This is a genomic window from Streptomyces sp. NPDC126497, from assembly GCF_040302425.1.
GTDB lineage: Bacteria > Actinomycetota > Actinomycetes > Streptomycetales > Streptomycetaceae > Streptomyces.
The window spans coordinates 17067-35427 of the sequence record NZ_JBEORT010000071.1; the positions used below are offsets into that span (position 1 = coordinate 17067).

9 protein-coding genes are annotated in these 18361 nt (G+C 69.3%); 8 read left to right on the forward strand and 1 reads right to left on the reverse strand.

Annotation, left to right across the window (positions count from 1 at the left end; all coding sequences use genetic code 11):
• A complete protein-coding gene (locus tag ABTY20_RS25265) occupies positions 1 to 1284 on the forward strand; it encodes a nucleotide sugar dehydrogenase (protein ID WP_351999333.1) in 1284 nt (427 codons plus the stop codon).
• An 88-nt stretch (positions 1285 to 1372) separates the two neighbouring features.
• Here ABTY20_RS25265 and ABTY20_RS25270 read toward each other — a convergent pair whose 3' ends face one another.
• Complete coding sequence (locus tag ABTY20_RS25270; protein ID WP_351999334.1) at positions 1373 to 1975, reverse strand: acyltransferase; 603 nt, start codon at positions 1973 to 1975, stop codon at positions 1373 to 1375.
• A gap of 752 nt (positions 1976 to 2727) precedes the next feature.
• On the opposite strand from ABTY20_RS25270, the gene ABTY20_RS25275 reads away from it, so the two are divergent.
• The 7 genes from ABTY20_RS25275 to ABTY20_RS25305 all read left to right on the forward strand — a co-directional run bounded on the left by ABTY20_RS25275 (position 2728) and on the right by ABTY20_RS25305 (position 18312).
• Positions 2728 to 4215: a VCBS repeat-containing protein gene (locus ABTY20_RS25275; protein ID WP_351999335.1), complete on the forward strand. Its 1488-nt coding sequence runs from the start codon at positions 2728 to 2730 to the stop codon at positions 4213 to 4215.
• Between the two features lie 74 nt (positions 4216 to 4289).
• A complete protein-coding gene (locus tag ABTY20_RS25280; RefSeq protein WP_351999336.1) occupies positions 4290 to 7931 on the forward strand; it encodes a LamG domain-containing protein in 3642 nt (1213 codons plus the stop codon).
• Positions 7932 to 8064: 133 nt separating this feature from the next.
• Entirely contained in the window at positions 8065 to 15039 is a 6975-nt protein-coding gene (locus ABTY20_RS25285; RefSeq protein WP_351999337.1) for a polymorphic toxin-type HINT domain-containing protein, read from the forward strand.
• A gap of 873 nt (positions 15040 to 15912) precedes the next feature.
• A complete protein-coding gene (rplU, locus tag ABTY20_RS25290; RefSeq protein ID WP_004931419.1) occupies positions 15913 to 16233 on the forward strand; it encodes a 50S ribosomal protein L21 in 321 nt (106 codons plus the stop codon).
• A 14-nt stretch (positions 16234 to 16247) separates the two neighbouring features.
• Positions 16248 to 16502 (forward strand): 50S ribosomal protein L27, encoded by a 255-nt coding sequence (rpmA, locus tag ABTY20_RS25295; protein WP_003976205.1) that lies wholly within the window; start codon positions 16248 to 16250, stop codon positions 16500 to 16502.
• Positions 16503 to 16605: 103 nt separating this feature from the next.
• The gene (gene obgE / locus ABTY20_RS25300) at positions 16606 to 18051 is read left to right on the forward strand and encodes a GTPase ObgE (RefSeq protein WP_351999338.1); all 1446 of its coding nucleotides are present in this window, start codon (positions 16606 to 16608) and stop codon (positions 18049 to 18051) included.
• A 111-nt stretch (positions 18052 to 18162) separates the two neighbouring features.
• The gene (locus ABTY20_RS25305; protein WP_351999339.1) at positions 18163 to 18312 is read left to right on the forward strand and encodes a hypothetical protein; all 150 of its coding nucleotides are present in this window, start codon (positions 18163 to 18165) and stop codon (positions 18310 to 18312) included.
• Positions 18313 to 18361: the final 49 nt, after the last annotated feature.

An 18361-nucleotide genomic window follows, 5' to 3' on the forward strand; every position in this document is an offset into this window, starting at 1 on the left:
ATGAACATCTGCGTAGTAGCGCTCGGCAAGATCGGCCTTCCGCTCGCCGTGCAGTTCGCGTCCAAGGGCCACCGGGTCATCGGCGCGGACGTCAACGCGAAGGTCGTCGAGCTGGTCAACGCCGGCGTCGAGCCCTTTCCCGGTGAGCACGACCTGGACGTGAAGCTGAAGCAGGCCGTCGACGCCGGTCTGCTGAGCGCGACGACGGACACGGCCGCCGCGGTGGCCGAGTCCGAGGCGGTCGTCGTGGTCGTCCCGCTGTTCGTCGACGCCGAGGGCGTGCCGGACTTCGGCTGGATGGACTCCGCCACGAAGGCGATCGCGCAGGGCCTCAGGCCCGGTACCCTCGTCTCCTACGAGACCACCCTGCCGGTCGGCACCACCCGCACCCGCTGGGCGCCGATGCTCGCCGAAGGCTCGGGCCTGACCGCGGGCGAGGACTTCCACCTGGTCTTCTCGCCCGAGCGCGTGCTCACCGGCCGGGTCTTCGCCGACCTGCGCCGCTACCCGAAGCTGGTCGGCGGCGTCGACGAGGCGTCGACAGCGCGCGGTGTCGCGTTCTACGAGGCGGTCCTGGACTTCGACGTCCGCGACGACCTGCCCCGCCCCAACGGGGTCTGGGACCTGGGCACGGCGGAGGCGTCCGAGCTGGCCAAGCTCGCCGAGACCACCTACCGCGACGTCAACATCGGCCTGGCCAACCAGTTCGCGCGATTCGCCGACAGCAACGGCATCGACGTCAAGAAGGTCATCGAGGCCTGCAACTCGCAGCCCTACAGCCACATCCACCAGCCGGGCATCGCGGTCGGCGGCCACTGCATCCCGATCTACCCGCGGATGTACCTGTGGAACGACCCGGCCGCGACCGTGGTGCGCTCCGCCCGTGAGGCGAACGCCGCGATGCCCGAGTACGCGGTCGACCTGCTCGCGGCCGCCTACGGCGACCTGACCGGCGTCAATGTGCTCGTGCTGGGCGCGGCCTACCGCGGGGGAGTGAAGGAGACCGCGTTCTCGGGCGTCTTCCCGACCGTGGAGGCGCTCAAGGCGCGCGGCGCCGTGCCGTACGTCTCCGACCCGATGTACACCGCGGAGGAGCTGGCGGCGCACGGCCTCACCCCGCACACCGGTGAGAAGGTCACCGCTGCGATCCTCCAGGCCGACCACGTCGAGTACCGCACCCTGACCCCGGCCGACCTGCCGGACGTCACCGTCCTTGTCGACGGTCGCCGTACCACCGACCCGGAGGCCTGGAAGGGCGTCCGGCGGGTCGTCATCGGCGGCTGATCCGGCTCCGGACGCGGGACGGGCCCCGCACCGCTCCTGAAGGGTGGTGCGGGGCCCGTCCCGCGTCTCCGGACCGGCCGCGGTGGGCTCACTCCGCCTCGGTGAGCGAGCCTCCGGGGGCCTCCCGGTAGAGCCGACCCGACTTCGGGCACTCCCACACGCCGGCCTCGCCCTGGCGCTCGACCAGCCGGACACCCTCGTGGCCGACCCAGCCGATCTGGCGGGCGGGAACACCGACGACCAGGGCGAAGTCCAGAACGTCCTTGGTGACCACGGCGCCCGCGGCGACCATGGCCCAGCGCCCGATGCTGACGGGCGCCACGCACACGGACCGGGCGCCGATGGACGCCCCGTCAGCGATCCGCACGCCGACGGCCTCCCAGTCGCCGCCCCGCTTCTGCTTGCCCTCGGGGTCCACGGAGCGCGGGTTGTGGTCGTTGGTGAGGACCACGGCGGGGCCGATGAAGACACCGTCACCGAGCTCGGCCGGCTCGTACACGAGCGCGTAGTTCTGCAGCTTGCAGTTGTCGCCCATGCGCACGCCCGAGCCGACGTACGCGCCGCGGCCGACCACACAGCCCTCGCCGAGCCTGGCTCCCTCGCGGATCTGGGCGAGTTCCCAGACGCTGCTCCCGGCGCCTATCTCGGCGCTCTCGTCGACCTGGGCGCTGGGCTGGACCCTGTAGTTCACTTCGTCTTCTCGCTTCCGGGGTGGCTGCTACGCCCGGTGAGCATACGTCGCAGGTGCCGGGTACCGGTGCCCGCACGTCGACGGGCACGCTCACGGTGGTGGACTCGGTGCCGGTCCGCCCACTTCGGAGACTCGAAACCGGTGCGTGCGGTCTCCCGTCAGGCAATTTCTCCGGGGCGCGTTTATTGATCGGATTACCCATGTGGTGAAGATTTCCGTACTTGGTGGGGAAGTGGCGACTGACTGGACCTGTTCGCTATATCCGGCCGATCCTTCATCTGGCACGTCTCTTTTCGGTCTTTCTTTCGTTCGCGCCTCGAAATGGCCGTCGGTTCGTCCGTGGTGGCGAAGTCTCGGCTCGGATGCGCCAGGCGGGCCGCGTCGAGAAGGGGGGAGGCCCAAGTGGAGGATCAGCGAGGGAAATTGGCCCATAAAGGGGCAAGAGGTGGGGGATCGCCCTGGTGATCCGGACCGCCACGGAGGGGGAATTGCCTATCTGGTGACTCTTTGCCGGATTTGCGCCGAGGGTGCGTGCGGAGAAGTGAGGAGGAGCGGGGCTGTCGTGTGCTCGCCCTGTGGAGAGCCTGTGCGTCTCCTGTGATTCATGTCACGGCGATCGGGATGCGGAGGGGTATTGCAGTTCGACTTCGCGCAAAGCAATGATCCTTTGACTTTTTTAATTTCTTCTTATGTGCGGGGCGGCTGTGTCGAGGGTGGGAAAAATGTGGCGGCGCGGCTCTGTCGCCGCCTTGGTGGGAGCGCTGCTGACATTCGGGCTGGGGACCGGCGGTACGCCCGCCGCGGCCGCCGTCGCATGCCCCACCGGCGTCGACTCGGACTTCAACGGTGACGGCATCAGGGACACGGCGATCGCCGACCCGGAGGCGACGGTGGCCGGGGTGCGGAAGGCGGGTGAGGTCCACGTCGTCTACGGCGGGGGCAAGGGCACGCTGACCGTCTCCCAGGAACCGGCCGACGTTCCGGGAGCGCCCGAGGCGGGTGACCGGTACGGCTACGCACTGGCCGTCTACGACGCCGACCTCGACGGCTGCAGCGACCTGGTGATCGGTTCGCCGTACGAGGACATCGGCACCGCGGCCGACTCCGGCTTCGTCCACCTGGTCTATGGATCCCCCGAGGGGTTGAACGCCGGCGGTCGGGCAGTCAAAGAGTTCTACCAGGGCAATGGCAAGGCGCTGGCCGGTGCCGCAGAGGCCGGTGACTGGGCCGGCTACGCGGTCGCGGCCGGTAAGACCGCGAGCGGGTCGCCCTACCTGCTGATCGGTCTCCCCGGAGAGTCGGTCGGCACCGTCGAAGACGCCGGCACCTTCTGCTATGTGCACGGCACTGCGCAGACGGTCGTATGCGTCGGCCAGGATACGGATGCCGGCGGCGCGGTGGCCGAGCAGGACGACCGCTTCGGCTCTTCGCTGGCTGCGACCTCCACCCACTTCGCGGTCGGCAATCCCGGTGAGTCCCTCGGCACCACGACCTTCGCGGGCGGCGTGAGCGTGTTCAGCCACACGCTCAGCTCCGGCCGCCCGAAGCTGCTCACCGGCATGGCCCAGGACCAGGACGCCGTCCTCGGAGCGGAGGAGGTCGGTGACCAGTTCGGCGCCGCGGTCGCCATGGTCCCGTACCGAGCCTCCGGCGCCACCTCCACCACTGAGTCGCTGCTCGCGGTCGGCACCCCTGGGGAGGACCTGGCGACGACGGTCGACGCGGGCGCCGTCCAGGTCTTCCGGATCGCGGCGAACGGCACCTTCACCGAGATCGCCTGGATCGACCAGAACACCACGGACGTGGCCGGGGAGACGGAGGCCGGTGACTTCTTCGGCCAGCGGCTCGCCGCCGTCAACACCGCTCCGAACGCCACGTCCACCGGCACGAACGCCCGGCTGGCCATCGGCGTGCCCGGCGAGGAGTCGTCCGAGGAACACCGTGACAAGGGCGGCGTCCAGATCGTCCCGCTGGTCGGTGCGCCCGGCGCCTCCGACGAGTGGATCGACCCCGGATACGGCATCCCGGGCACTCCCGCCCCGCGCCAGCTCGCCGGCCTCTCCCTCGCCGCGACCCCCTCGCTGCTGTACGTCGGGATGCCCTACGGCCCCACCGAGGGCCGGGCGGTCCACGGCTTCCCGTGGAACGTGGCCTCAGGCGGAGCGCCGACCGTGACACTCAAGCCCGGCGAGGGCGGGATCCCGGACACCGGCACCGCCTTCGGCACGACGGTCCGATGACGGCATCTCGAGGAAGCGACGCGGTCGGCGGCAGCAGGGGTGGGACAGACATGAAGCGACTGGAGAGTGGACGCGTGTCCGCAGACAGACACAGACCGATATGGCGCGCCGTCGCACTGCGCACCGCCGTGGCGGCGGCCGTCGCCGGCGTGGTGACGGCGGGCGTGGTCGCCCTTCCGGGAGGCGGAGGACCGGAGCGCCAGGCACAGGTCGCGGCCGACCAGCCGATGGTGACCGAGCAGCAGGCCCTCGCCGAGGCACGTAGGAGCGGCAAGCAGACCGAGGTCATCGGAATGCGCTCCGAGCGCCGGGAGATCTTCGCCGAGCCCGACGGCAGCTTCACCGCCCACGAGTACACGGAGCCCGTGCGCACCGTGCAGAACGGACAGTGGGTCAAGGTCGATGCGACCCTGGTGAAGCGGGCCGACGGTACCTGGGGGCCGAAGGCCGCCACCGTCGACCTGGCCTTCTCCGCCGGACAGGCGGGCAAGCCGTTCGTGACGATGCAGCGGGCGGGCCGTGAGTTCGCGTTGTCCTGGCCGTACGGCAGACTGCCCGAGCCGAGCGTCGACGGCGACACCGCCACCTACGCCGAGGTCCTGCCCGGTGTGGACCTGGCCGTGCGGGCCGAGACCGACGGCTTCGGCCATCTGCTCGTCGTCAAGACGTCCGAGGCAGCGGCCGATCCGCGCCTGGCCCGGCTCGATCTGGGCATGACGACCGACGGTCTGAAGGTCGCCGAGGACGCCTCCGGGGCGATCGTCGCGGAGGACGCCGTCGTCGGCGGTACCGTCTTCGAGGCCGGCAGACCGGCCATGTGGGACTCCGCCGCCGCCAAGGAGACGGCAACGGCGAAGCAGGGACCGAAGGCCGTCGCGACGGCGCTGAGGGCCGCGGCGGCCGGCGCCGAGGAGACAACCACCGGTCCGCAGGCCGCACCCGAGCCCCCCCTCGAGGGACCCGGCGGCGGTGGCCGCGTCACCCCACTGGGCGTAGAGGTGGGCAAGGACAGGCTCAGCCTCATCCCCGACCAGAAGCTGCTCAAGGACGAGGACACCGTCTTCCCCGTCGTCATCGACCCCATCGAGGGGATCGCGTCACGGACCTCCTGGACCGGGATCATGTCCGGCATTCCCTCGGAGCAGGACTGGAAGTACTCCGGCAGCGCCGGCGTCGGCAAGTGCCCCACCGACTACAACCCCGTCTCCTGCAACGGTGTCGGCTCCCGCCGCCTGCTGTTCACCATGCCCCTCTCCTTCTACAAGGGGAAGCAGATCGTGGCCGCCACCTTCGCCGCCCGGGTGGAGCACATCTACAGCGCGAAACCGGCCGCGGAGCCCATCCGGCTCTACCGCATCGGCGGCAAGAACTACTCGATCAGTCCGTCCAGCAACTGGTCCAACACCGTGGACGACTGGGACGACCACATCGCGACCGTCGACAGGGCGATCTCCCCGACGTCCTGCTCCAGCCAGCCCAACCTGCGCTTCGAGAGCGACGAGAACACCAACCCGGAACTGACCAGCGAGATCAAGACGGCCGCCGCGGGCGGCTGGAACTCGATGACGCTGGGCCTGCGCGCGGCCGACGAGTCCCGTCTCGCCGAATGGAAGCGGATCTGCGGCAACGCCCACCTGTCGATCAAGTACAACAACCTGCCCCGGCAGATCAGGACCGCGGACATGTCCACGGACCCGGGTGGTCTGTGCAAGTGGGGTGCGAACCGCCCGACCACCGACAAGCCGCCGACGCTGAAGGCCATCGCCAGCGACCCGGACCACGCCGACGGCAAGACCGACAAGGTGAGGGTCGAGTTCAAGGTGGAGTGGACGGACCCCGCCACCAAGGAGGCGAAGTCCTACGGCTACACCACGAAGGAATGGCTGTCCCCCACCACCGCCACCAAGTTCGAGCACACCGTCAGGTCGACGATCCCGCAGAACACCGTCATCTACTGGAGCGCACGGGCGACCGACGGTGACGGCTACGGCCCGTGGAGCTGGGACGGCGACCCTGCCCAGCGCTGCGAGTTCGTCTACGACAAGACCTGGCCGGGCAAGCCGCTGGTGCTGTCCAAGCAGTACCCGTCCGACACCGTCTACCACGACGGCGTGGGCACCTACGGCAGCTTCTCCTTCTCCCCCAACCCGAACGACGCCATCCCGGACACCGACGTCGTCAAGTACCAGTACTCCTTCAACGGCGCCGCGCTCGCCCCGCTGACCCCGGCCAAGGCCGGCGGCCCGGTCTCGACGCAGTGGATGCCGACCCGCTCCGGACGCCAGGTGCTGGAAGTGGTCGCCGTCGACAAGGCGGGTCACGCCAGCAGCACCCTGTACGACTTCCTGGTGAGCGAGGGCACCCCGGTCGTCGCCCAGTGGAACCTCGCCGACCCGGCCGACGGCACCGATGCCCACGACGAGAGCGGCCAGTTCTCGGCGACCGCCGGCACCGCCGTCGGCTTCGGCGCGGCCGGCCCCGGCGGCAAGGCGGACCAGGCCGCCCACTTCGACGGCAGCGCCGAGGCGTACCTCGACGTCAGCGAGACCGTGCTGGACACCGCCAAGAGCTTCAGCGTCAGCGCCTGGGTACGGCCCACCGCGCTCGACCGGGACATGGCGGTCATCAGCCAGGACGGCACAGGTGAGCCCGGCTTCACCCTCGGCTACGACGCCACCGCGCAGGCCTGGAAGTTCTCCGTCCCGGTCAACGACGTGGACTCGCTGGGCGAGTGGAAGGCCGTCGCCACCGGCACCTCGGTGGTCAAGGACCAGTGGGTACTGCTGACCGGCGTGTACGACGCCCAGAAGTCCGGCGGTCCGGAGCTGCGGCTCTACATCAACAAGGAATCGAAGTGGGCCGCGCAGCGCCGCTCCACCTGGAAGTCGTACGGACCGCTGCAGATCGGCCGGTCCACGGCCAAGAGCGGCTACCAGGACAACTTCACCGGTGACCTCGCCGAGGTCCGCGTCTTCGACCGTGTCCTGCCGGCGGCCCAGGTCGCCGAGCTGATGACCGTCAAGCCGGAGCGCAAGGGCTACTGGCAGCTCGACGAGGCCACGGGCGGATCGTCGCCGGAGACCGGCGGCGGGCAGGCGCTGTCCCTTTCGGGCAACGCCTCCGTCTACCGCCCGGCCGACCCGCTGTTCGACGTCGCGGCCCTGGTCGGCGACGGCAACCTGGTCCTGGACGGCGACGGTGACTACGCGTCCACCGCCATCGCCCCGATCACCGGCAACGGCAGCTTCACCGTGGCCGCGCGCGCCCAGCTCACCTCGCTGGACCCGGAGAAGTCGCAGACGGTGCTGTCCCTGCCGGGCGCCCACGCCAACCGCGTCCAGGTCCGCTACCAGGCCGCGACACAGCAGTGGGAGCTGGCGGTGGCCAGGACCGACGCGGCCGCCCCCGAGGTCGTCACCTTCACCGACGACCAGTCGCTGCCCGACACCAGTGGCTCCGGCCAGCACCTGGCGGTCGTCTACGACGCCTTCGCCAACTCGATCCGGCTGTACGTCGACGGCCAGCTCGTCGCCGGCGCCCACGGGAAGGACGCCACGCTGTGGCCCGCCACGGGCGGTCTGCAGGTGGGCCGCTCGCTGCGCGGGGAGAGCGAGTACTTCGCCGGAGCGATCGACGAGGTGCGGGTGTACGGCGGCGCGTCCGACCTGGCCGCGGTGCAGCAGATGGCCGCGCTGACGGCCCTCCCCGACATGTGACGCACCGCGCAGACGAGGTGTGCCGGGTCCGAAAGGGTCCGGCACGCCCCTCCTGCCTGCCCTCCTCTTCTCCCACCCCCTACGATCAGGAAGTAGACGGATGTTCTTCCGTGGCCGCTCACTGAGCCGCCGCATGCCCAGACCGGTGGTCGCCGCGACAGTGCTCGGGCTCTCGCTCGTGATGTCCGCCTCGACGGTCCAGGCAGTGGCGCTCGACGACGGGAACCGGAGCCGCACCAGCCGCCCCGGGGTCCAGGACGACGGGGATCCCGCCAAGGGAACCTCGGCGAAAGCGAAGCTCCGCCCCTCCGACCCGGCCCGCGAGGCCGCGGTCAAGGGCCTCGACAAGGCGACGTGGCCCCGGCCGGGCGGCGTCGAGGTGACCGTCGGCGCGTCCGGCCCGACCGAGGTCGGCGGACTGCCGGTCAAGGTCGGTGAGGCGAAGACCGCGGTCCGGAGCAAGGCGAAGGCCGCGCAGTCGGCGCGGCAGGCCGACAAGGTCCGCGTGGACGTCCTCGACCCCGCGCGCGCCGCGCGGCTCGGCGCGGGCGTCCTGCTGGGAGTCGAGCGTGCCGACGGCGAGGGCGAGGCGGCCGCGAAGGTCCGCCTGACTGTGGACTACTCGGAGTTCGCCGAGGGCTTCGGCGGCTCCTACGCCTCCCGCCTGCAGCTGGTCCAAATTCCCGCCTGCGCCACCGTCGCCGTGCCGGGCAGCAAGGCCTGCCCCGAGCAGCCCAAGGTGCTGCCCACGGTGAACGACGTGCGCAAGGGCACGGTCTCCGCCGACGTCACGGCCGCCCCCGCCCCCGCGGGGGGCGCCTCCACGATGGCCGCCGATGCGACTTCCCTGGTCGCGGTCGCGGCGGGGCCGTCGGGCGCGCAGGGAACCTACAAGGCGACTGCGCTGGCGCCGTCCGCGAGCTGGAGCGTCGCCGCCTCCTCCGGCGCGTTCACCTGGAACTATCCCTTCCGCTCCGTTCCGACCCCGGGCGGCCTGACCCCGACCGTCGGCCTCGGCTACTCCTCCCAGTCGGCGGACGGCCGCACCTCGGCCACCAACAACCAGGGCTCGTGGATCGGTGAGGGCTTCTCCTACGACCCCGGTTACATCGAGCGCCGCTACAAGCCCTGCTCCGAGGACGGCCACGCCGGCTCCGGCGAGCAGTGCTGGGCGTTCGAGAACGCCACGGTCATGCTCAACGGCTCCTCCGGCGAGCTGGTCAAGGACGACACCACCGGCAAGTGGCACATGTCGTCCGACGAGGGCAGCAAGGTCGAGCGGTTGACCGGCGCCGTCAACGGCGACGGGGGCGGCAGCAACGACAAGGGCGAGCACTGGCGGATCACCACCTCGGACGGCACGGAGTACTACTTCGGCCTCAACCGCCTGCCGGGCTGGGCCACGGGCAACGAGGAGACCGAGTCGGTCTGGACGGCCCCCGTCTTCGGCGACGACTCCGGTGAGCCCTGCTACAACGCCACCTTCTCCGCCGCCCACTGCGAGCAGGCCTGGCGCTGGAGCCTGGACTACGTCAAGGACACCCACGGCAACGTGATGTCCTACTACTACGAGCGCGAGACCAACCACTACGCGCTGAACGGCAAGACGGACGTCAACGGCACCGCGTACCACCGCGGCGGCTGGCTCGAGCGTATCGACTACGGCCAGCGCGACGGCCAGGTCTACGCGGCGAAGGCCCCGGCCCGGATCGTGTTCGACACCGCCGAACGCTGCCTGCGCACCGACGCCTTCGACTGTGCGGAGAGCAAGCGCACCAAGGCCAACGCCGCCCACTGGCCGGACGTCCCGGTCGACCAGGAGTGCAAGGCGAACACCAAGTGCACCTCCCCGGTGCAGACGTTCTTCACCACCAAGCGGCTGGCCTCGGTCGTCACGCAGATGCGCAAGGACGCCACGTCCCACCAGGACGTCGACGCCTGGATCCTGACCCACCTGTTCACGGACAACGGCGACGACTCCAAGACCCTGTGGCTGTCGAAGATCGAACACGAGGGTCGCGCCGGCACCACCGCGGTGAAGCTGCCGTCCGTGGACCTCTTCGGCGAGCAGCTCGCCAACCGCGTCGACGCGATCGGCGACAACATCGCGCCGTTCCACCGCTTCCGCCTGTCGATGGTCCTCAGCGAGACCGGAGCCCAGCTCGACGTCAACTACGCGCCCGCCGACTGCACCAAGGCGGCGCTGCCCAAGCCGGGCGAGTCGACCAAGCGCTGCTACCCGGTGAAGTGGGCTCCGCCGGGCTACCTGGACCCGATCACCGACTGGTTCCACAAGTACGTCGTCTCCGCGGTCATCGAGACCGACCGCACCGGTGGCAGCGACGGCATGGTCACCCGCTACGCCTACCAGGGCGACGCGGCCTGGCGCAAGGCCAAGCCGGACGGCATCACCGACGAGAAGTACCTCACCTGGGGCGGCTGGCAGGGCTACGGCAGGGTCACCGTCACCAGCGGCACCGCGGACAAGCAGACCACACGGGTCGACCACACCTTCCTGCAGGGCATGGACGGCGACAAGGACCCGGCCGGAGGAACCCGGTCGGTGAAGGTCGAGGACTCCACCGGTGCCGAGTACACCGACGCCGAGGAGTTCACCGGCCACGAGCTGGAGGCGGCCACCTACGACGGCGGCAAGCTGGTCTCCAAGACGATCAGCACACCCTGGAAGCACTACACCGCCACCCAGACCAAGAGCTGGGGCACCACCCGCGCGGCGATCGTGCGCACCCAGACCGGCCGCGGCTTCAACCTGAAGGCGGACGGGACCTGGCGGGAGACCAAGTCCACCACCACGTACGACACGTCGAACGGCACCGGCCGGACACTGACGGTCGACGACCAGGGCGACGTCTCCACCGCCAAGGACGACACCTGCACCCGCACCACCTACGCGGACAACACGGCGAAGAACATCCTGTCGCTGCCCGCGCGCAGCGAGTCCGTGTCGGTGAGGTGCTCCGCCACCCCCGACCGCAGGACGCAGGTCCTGGCCGACGAGCGCACCTCCTACGACAACGGAGCCTTCGGCGCGCCCCCCACCACGGGTGACGCGACGAAGACCGAGCGGATGACGTCGCACAGCGGCACCACGGCGACGTACCAGGTCACCGGTACGACGACCTACGACGCCTTCGGCCGTCCGCTCTCCCAGAAGGACGCCGGACAGAACGAGACGAAGACCAAGTACAGCGAGACCAACGGTCTGCTGACGAAGACGGTCGTCACCAACGCCGCCGATCACGTCACCACCACCGACTACGAGCCCGCCTGGGGCATGTCCAAGGGACAGACCGACCCCAACGGCAAGCGGACCGACCTCGCGTACGACGCGATGGGCCGCCTGACGTCGGTGTGGCTGGCGGACCAGCCGTCCAGCAGGGCGCCGAGCATCAAGTACTCGTACAACGTCCGCAAGGACAAGGTCACCTCGATCAGGACCGAGAAGATCGAGAACGACGGTTCCTACGGCAGCGAGTACCAGCTCTACGACGCCTTCCTCAGGCCGCGCCAGATCCAGACCGAGGGCCTGGACGGCACCCGCATGGTCGCCGACGCCTGGTACGACGGCACGGGCAACGTCAAGAAGATCAACGCCACCTACAACGCGGCGGGCGCGCCCTCGGGCGAGCTGCTGACCGTCGTGGACGGCCAGGTCGGTCAGCAGAGCCTGACGTGGTACGACGGCCTGGGCCGGCCCACCGCGCAGATCCACGCGGTCGGCGGTGCCGAGCAGTGGCGCACCACGACCTCGTACGAGGGCGAGCTGACCCACGTCGACCCGCCGGTCGGCGGCGTGCCCACGACGACGGTCACCGACGGCCAGGGCAACGTCTCCGAGATCCGCCACTACCGCGGCGCCTCCCCGGCCGCGGGCGTCCCGTACGACTCCACCAAGTACACGTACACCGTGGCGGGCCGGCTCGAGACCGTCACGGACGCCAAGGGCAACGTGTGGCGGCACGAGTACGACCAGCTGGGCCGCAAGACCAAGTCGGTCGACCCGGACGCGGGCACCTCGCGCACGGAGTACGACGCGCTGGACCGCCCGGTCGCCACGTACGACGGCCGGAACAAGAAGACCTCCACGGTCTACGACAGCCTCGGCCGCGTCCTGACCACCTGGCGGGGCGACGCCACCACGGGCACCAAGCTCACCGAGACCCGGTACGACAAGGCGGACTGGCTGGGCCAGCCCTACGCCTTCCTCAGCTACACGTCGTCGACCGAGTACTTCGCCACGGCCGTCCAGTCGATGGACAACTTCTACCGCCCGTTGAAGACCGCCTACCAGATCCCCGCCTCACAGGGCGACCTGGCCGGCACCTACGCCTTCACCTCCACCTACAACCAGGACGGAACCCTCCGGAGTACCGGCCTGCCGGCCATCGGCGACCTGCCGGAGGAGGTGCTGAACTACACGTACGACAGCCTGCAGCGCCCGACGACGATGAAGGGCGCCACCCCGTACGTCACCGACACGGTCTACTCGGGCAAGAGCCTGCTGCAGCAGCTGGAGCTGTCCACCGGCAGCGGCAAGAAGGTCTGGCAGACCTACAGCTACGAGAAGGGAACCGACCGGCTCACCCGCTCGGTGGTCGACGTCTACGGCGCGACCGCCCCGGCGAAGGACTCGCGGTACTCCTACGACCAGGCCGGCAACGTCCTGTCCATCGCGGACACCGCGAACTCCGCCGCGCCGGACATGCAGTGCTTCGCCTACGACAGCCGGCAGCGGCTGAAGGACGCCTGGACCCCGAGGGCCACCGCGGCGACCGCGGCCGGCGCGGGCACGCGCGGCTCCACCACCCCGGTGGACGGCAGCGGCCCGGCGGCCTGTGACTCCGCGGCCGGTTCGAGCGCGCTGGGCGGTCCGGCACCGTACTGGAAGTCCTACGAGACCGACGCCATCGGCAACCGGGTCTCGGAGACGGTCCACGACACCGGGCTCGACGCGGCGAAGAACATCACCCGCGGCTACGAGTACGGCGCCGCGGGCGCGCTGGGCGACGGCCCGCACCAGGTCACCAAGGTGGTGGAGAAGACCCCGACCGGGGACCGGCAGTCGACGTACGAGTACGACGACTCGGGCAACACCACCAAGCGCACCATCGGCGGCGACGCCCAGACCCTGGCCTGGACCGACGAGGGCAAGCTGGGCGAGGCCACCGAGGCGAACGGCTCGAAGAGCAGCTACCTGTACGACGGCTCCGGCAAGCGGGTCGTGCGCAAGGACTCCTCGGGGACGACCGTCTACCTGCCCGGCACGGAGCTGAAGCTGTCGGCCGACGGCACGAAGAAGTCGGCGACCCGCTACTACGAGTACGCCGGCCAGTCGGTCGCGGTCCGCACCGCGGACAAGGTGTCCTTCGTCGCCTCGGACCACCACGGCACGGGCGAGGTGGCGATCGACGCCGCGACCGGCGCGATCAGCCAGCGCCGCTTCGACCCCTACGGCGTGGACCGCGGGGAGAAGACGGGCACCTGGCCGGGGGAGAAGGGCTACGTCGGCGGCACCATCGACGCACAGACGGGGCTCACGCACCTGGGAGCGCGCGAGTACGACCCACAGCTCGGCAAGTTCATCTCGGTCGACCCGGTCATCGACTACACCCGGCCGCACCAGATCAACGGCTACGCCTACGCCGACAACTCCCCGGTCACCCTCTCCGACCCCAGCGGCCTGGAGCCCTGCGCCACCACACGCTCCGCCAACGGCATCTGCGGCGGCACCAGCTACCACGAGAGGAGCCCTGTAGCCAAGGCTCAGGCGAAAGCCGACGGGGCAGCCCAGAACGTGGAGGCGGCGAAGACGCAGCAGGCGCAGGCCAAGCAGCGCATCAAGACGGCGGGCAAGGCCCTTGTCAAGATCGCCCGCGACATCCTCGGCGTCGACGCGGCCCTGGACTGCATCTCCAGCGGCGACGTCGGAGCCTGCGGCGAGACCCTGCTCAACATCGCCGGCAGCTTCGCGGGCGGCCTGGCGGGCAAGATCCTCGCCAAGTACGGGGCGCGGTGGGAATGGGCGCAGGCCGCCAAGCTCGTCAAACGGGTGACCGGCCTGGTCGGAGACCTGATCGGCGGCGTGAAGGCCCTCCACAAGGCGAACAAGGCCCTGGGCAAGGCCATGGGCGAGCTGGCGAAGGCCAGGGACGAACTGGCGGACGCCAGAGAGAAGGCGATAGCCGCACTCAAGAGGAAAAAGCCCGAGTGCCACAGCTTCCTTCCCGGCACGAAGGTCCTGCTCGCCAGCGGCAAGACCAAGCCGATCGAGAAGGTGGAGCTGGGCGACAAGGTCGTCACCACCGACACGAAGACCGGCGAGAAGAAGGTCCGCGAGGTCGCGGGCACCATCGTCACCGAGGACGACAAATCCTTCTCCGACCTCACGGTGAAGACCGCCTCGGGCAAGTCCCAGGCTCTGGTCGCCACGACCACCCACCCGTTCTGGGTGACGTCGGAGCAGGCCTGGATCAAGGCCGGCGATCTCGAGCCCGGCATGACGCTGCACACGCCGTCGGGCGACACGGTCGAGGTCGAAGCCAACCGTCATTTCGAGAAGCGCCAGCGTACACACGACCTGACGGTCGAGGGCATCCACACGTATTATGTGCTGGCAGGCGCCACCCCGGTCCTCGTCCACAACTGTGGTGACAGCGTTGTGCTGGGTGTCGGTGAGCATTCGGATGCTCTGGCTGATTCTCGCCGTGCGGCTGGAGACTCGGCAGCCCATACCTTTAACGACGGAAATTATGGAGACGTTGCGGAGAATGGTCTCCCGGGTTGGATGAATGGTGTTCAAGAAGCCGTGGGAAACCCCGGCACCAGGCTCACCGTCACGCTTGATGGTCTCCCTGGAGCAACCCCTGCCGAAGCCTTCGCGAACGCTTACATCCGTGGAGTTCAAGGCGGACTGAGCATGGCAACAAAATCAGGCTATGGGACAGCGTGGGAGATGAGCGTCATTGGCAGAAACGTGATGCTCGGTAATCGAAGCTGGGACTCGATCAACTGGTACTGGAATGGCCTGCCGGCGACGATGCACATGCCGGACTTCGCCGCTCTGAGGAAGGGTGCGGGAATAGGGTGAAGGTGTTGTTTGAGTCGGGCAGGAAGTTCAATGTATGGAGCTTCAGTGCCTCACATCGGCAGCTTATCCTGCGTAGCAACCCCGATCGAATCGCTCGGACGCTGACTCGAGTTGAGGTCTATTTCGGGCATGTCGAATTCATGTCCATCCGGTCCTCATATCCCGGTCTGGTAGTTGCGGAAGCTGGGCCAGAGGAGGCATTTCGTGTCACCGAAAGGCTTCCGAATGGCTTGAGGTCCAGTGGAACGTATCTACTCGAGCGAAATATTCAGAGTTTCGTGATCTCCGCCAAGCCTGCATGGCGTGAGGCGGAGTGTGACTTTGATGCTCCCTCGCTCTTTGAATTCCAAGAACAGGTGGATGAGTCGTAGTGGTTTCTGCCCCGGAAGGTTTCACTAATAGTTACGCTCGGTGAAACCTTCCGGGGTGCTTGACGGTAATGGTGGCGGCAACGTCAGCGGAGTATTGTCACGACGCCACGGGGCGTTGCGGCCTCGCCTGGCTGATACACCCTGTTCCGGCGCACATCAGCCTCAGAGCGCGGGTGTCGCAGGTTCCGACCGAAACGCTGGAGCTCAGGCCCTGGGATCCAATTCGAGACCTGACCGAGGCCTCTTTTGAGGACCGGAATCAGTCCGGGAGGCTTCGACGGTGTCTGCGTGCGCGGGGTGTGTAGCCATGGTCACTGGTCATCCGGTTTGACCGGCGGATGCACGCCCCGTAACCTTGACCGTCGGCGTGTCCATCGGGGCCGCCACATCCCCGTAAACCTCTTCCTTCCGGGTGCTTCGGCGGCCGGGAGAGGTCGTCCGTGTTCATGGCCGGGCGGCTGGCCTGCGGGGGTGCCGTTCTTCGAGTGAGAGTGAGATCCGCGTGTACGCCATCGTGCGCAGCGGTGGTCGCCAGCACAAGGTTGCTGTCGGCGACATCGTTGAGGTTGACAAGATTTCCACCGCCAAGGTGGGCGACACGGTCGAGCTCTCGACCCTGCTCGTCGTCGACGGCGACGCTGTGACCAGCGACCCGTGGGTGCTGGCCGGCATCAAGGTCCAGGCCGAGGTCGTGGACCACCACAAGGGCCAGAAGATCGACATTCTGCGCTACAAGAACAAGACCGGCTACCGCCGTCGTCAGGGCCACCGCCAGCAGTACACGGCGATCAAGGTCACTGAGATCCCCGCGGCTGCGAAGTAAGGGACTGAGGAGACATGGCACACAAGAAGGGCGCATCGTCCACCCGGAACGGTCGCGACTCGAACGCCCAGCGGCTCGGCGTGAAGCGCTTCGGCGGTCAGGCCGTCAACGCGGGTGAGATCCTGGTCCGCCAGCGTGGCACCCACTTCCACCCGGGCGCCGGCGTCGGCCGTGGCGGCGACGACACGCTGTTCGCCCTGCAGGCCGGTGCGGTGCAGTTCGGCACCCACCGTGGCCGCAAGGTCGTGAACATCGTCCCGGTCGCCTGACCGGACACTTTCGCGAGGCGGACCTCACTTCCCCCACGGGAAGCGGGTCCGCCTTTCGCGTGTTGGGCAAGAGACAACCCCGTAGTAACTGGAGGCACATCCCATGACCACCTTCGTGGACCGCGTCGAACTGCACGTCGCCGCGGGTAACGGAGGCCACGGCTGTGCCTCCGTCCACCGTGAGAAGTTCAAGCCGCTCGGCGGGCCCGACGGCGGCAACGGCGGACGCGGCGGCGACGTGATCCTCACCGTCGACCAGTCCGTGACGACCCTCCTCGACTACCACCACTCCCCGCACCGCAAGGCCACCAACGGCAAGCCCGGTGAGGGCGGCAACCGGTCCGGGAAGGACGGGCAGGACCTGGTCCTCCCCGTGCCGGACGGCACCGTCGTCCTGGACAAGGCGGGGAACGTCCTCGCGGACCTCGTGGGGCACGGGACGTCGTACGTCGCCGCCCAGGGCGGACGCGGCGGGCTCGGCAACGCCGCCCTCGCCTCCGCGCGCCGCAAGGCGCCCGGGTTCGCGCTGCTCGGCGAGCCGGGGGACCTGCGGGACGTCGTCCTGGAGCTCAAGACCGTCGCCGACGTGGCGCTGGTCGGTTACCCGAGCGCCGGCAAGTCGTCGCTGATCTCCGTGCTCAGCGCCGCCAAGCCGAAGATCGCCGACTACCCCTTCACCACCCTGGTCCCGAACCTCGGCGTCGTCACCGCCGGGTCGACCGTCTACACCATCGCCGACGTGCCCGGCCTCATCCCCGGCGCCAGCCAGGGCAAGGGGCTCGGCCTGGAGTTCCTGCGGCACGTCGAGCGGTGCAGCGTGCTCGTGCACGTGCTGGACACCGCCACGCTGGAGTCCGACCGCGACCCCCTCTCCGACCTCGACATCATCGAGGAGGAGCTGCGGCAGTACGGCGGTCTCGGCGACCGCCCCCGCATCGTCGTCCTCAACAAGATCGACGTCCCCGACGGCAAGGACCTCGCCGAGATGGTGCGCCCCGACCTGGAGGCGCGCGGCTACCGCGTCTTCGAGGTGTCGGCCGTCGCCCACACGGGACTGAGGGAGCTGTCGTTCGCGCTCGCCGAACTGGTGGGCCAGGCACGGGCGGCCAGGCCCAAGGAGGAGGCGACCCGCATCGTCATCCGGCCCAAGGCCGTGGACGACGCCGGCTTCACCGTCACCCGCGAGGACGTCGACGGGGAGCCGCTGTTCCGCGTGCGCGGCGAGAAGCCCGAGCGCTGGGTCCGCCAGACCGACTTCAACAACGACGAGGCCGTCGGCTACCTCGCCGACCGGCTCAACCGCCTCGGTGTCGAGACGGAGCTGATGAAGGCCGGCGCCCGGTCCGGCGACGGCGTCGCCATCGGCCCGGAGGACAACGCGGTCGTCTTCGACTGGGAGCCGACCGTCACCGCCGGTGCGGAGATGCTCGGCCGGCGCGGCGAGGACCACCGCCTCGAGGCGCCCCGCCCGGCCGCCCAGCGGCGCCGCGACAAGCAGGCCGAGCGGGACGAGTCGGAGCGGGAGTACGACGACTTCGAACCGTTCTAGCCACTGCGGTGACGGGGGGTGAGGTCGTGGTGAACGCCCGGGCAACCAACGGGCGTTCCGGCCGGTCGTACTGAACGGCAAACCGACCGGTTCGACGACAGGACGCCCGCCATGGCCGCGCCTTCCCCACACCGCAGGAACCTCACCCGCCCCGCACGGATCGCGCTCGCGACCGGCGTGGCACTCGTCGTCGCCGGCGCCCTCGCGGCGCCCGGCGCCCACGGGTTCTGCCGGTCCACGGTCAGGCCGCTGAAGCCGTAGTAGGTGTCGGCCTCCGCCACCGGGCTGATGTCCGTCCAGGTGCCGGTCG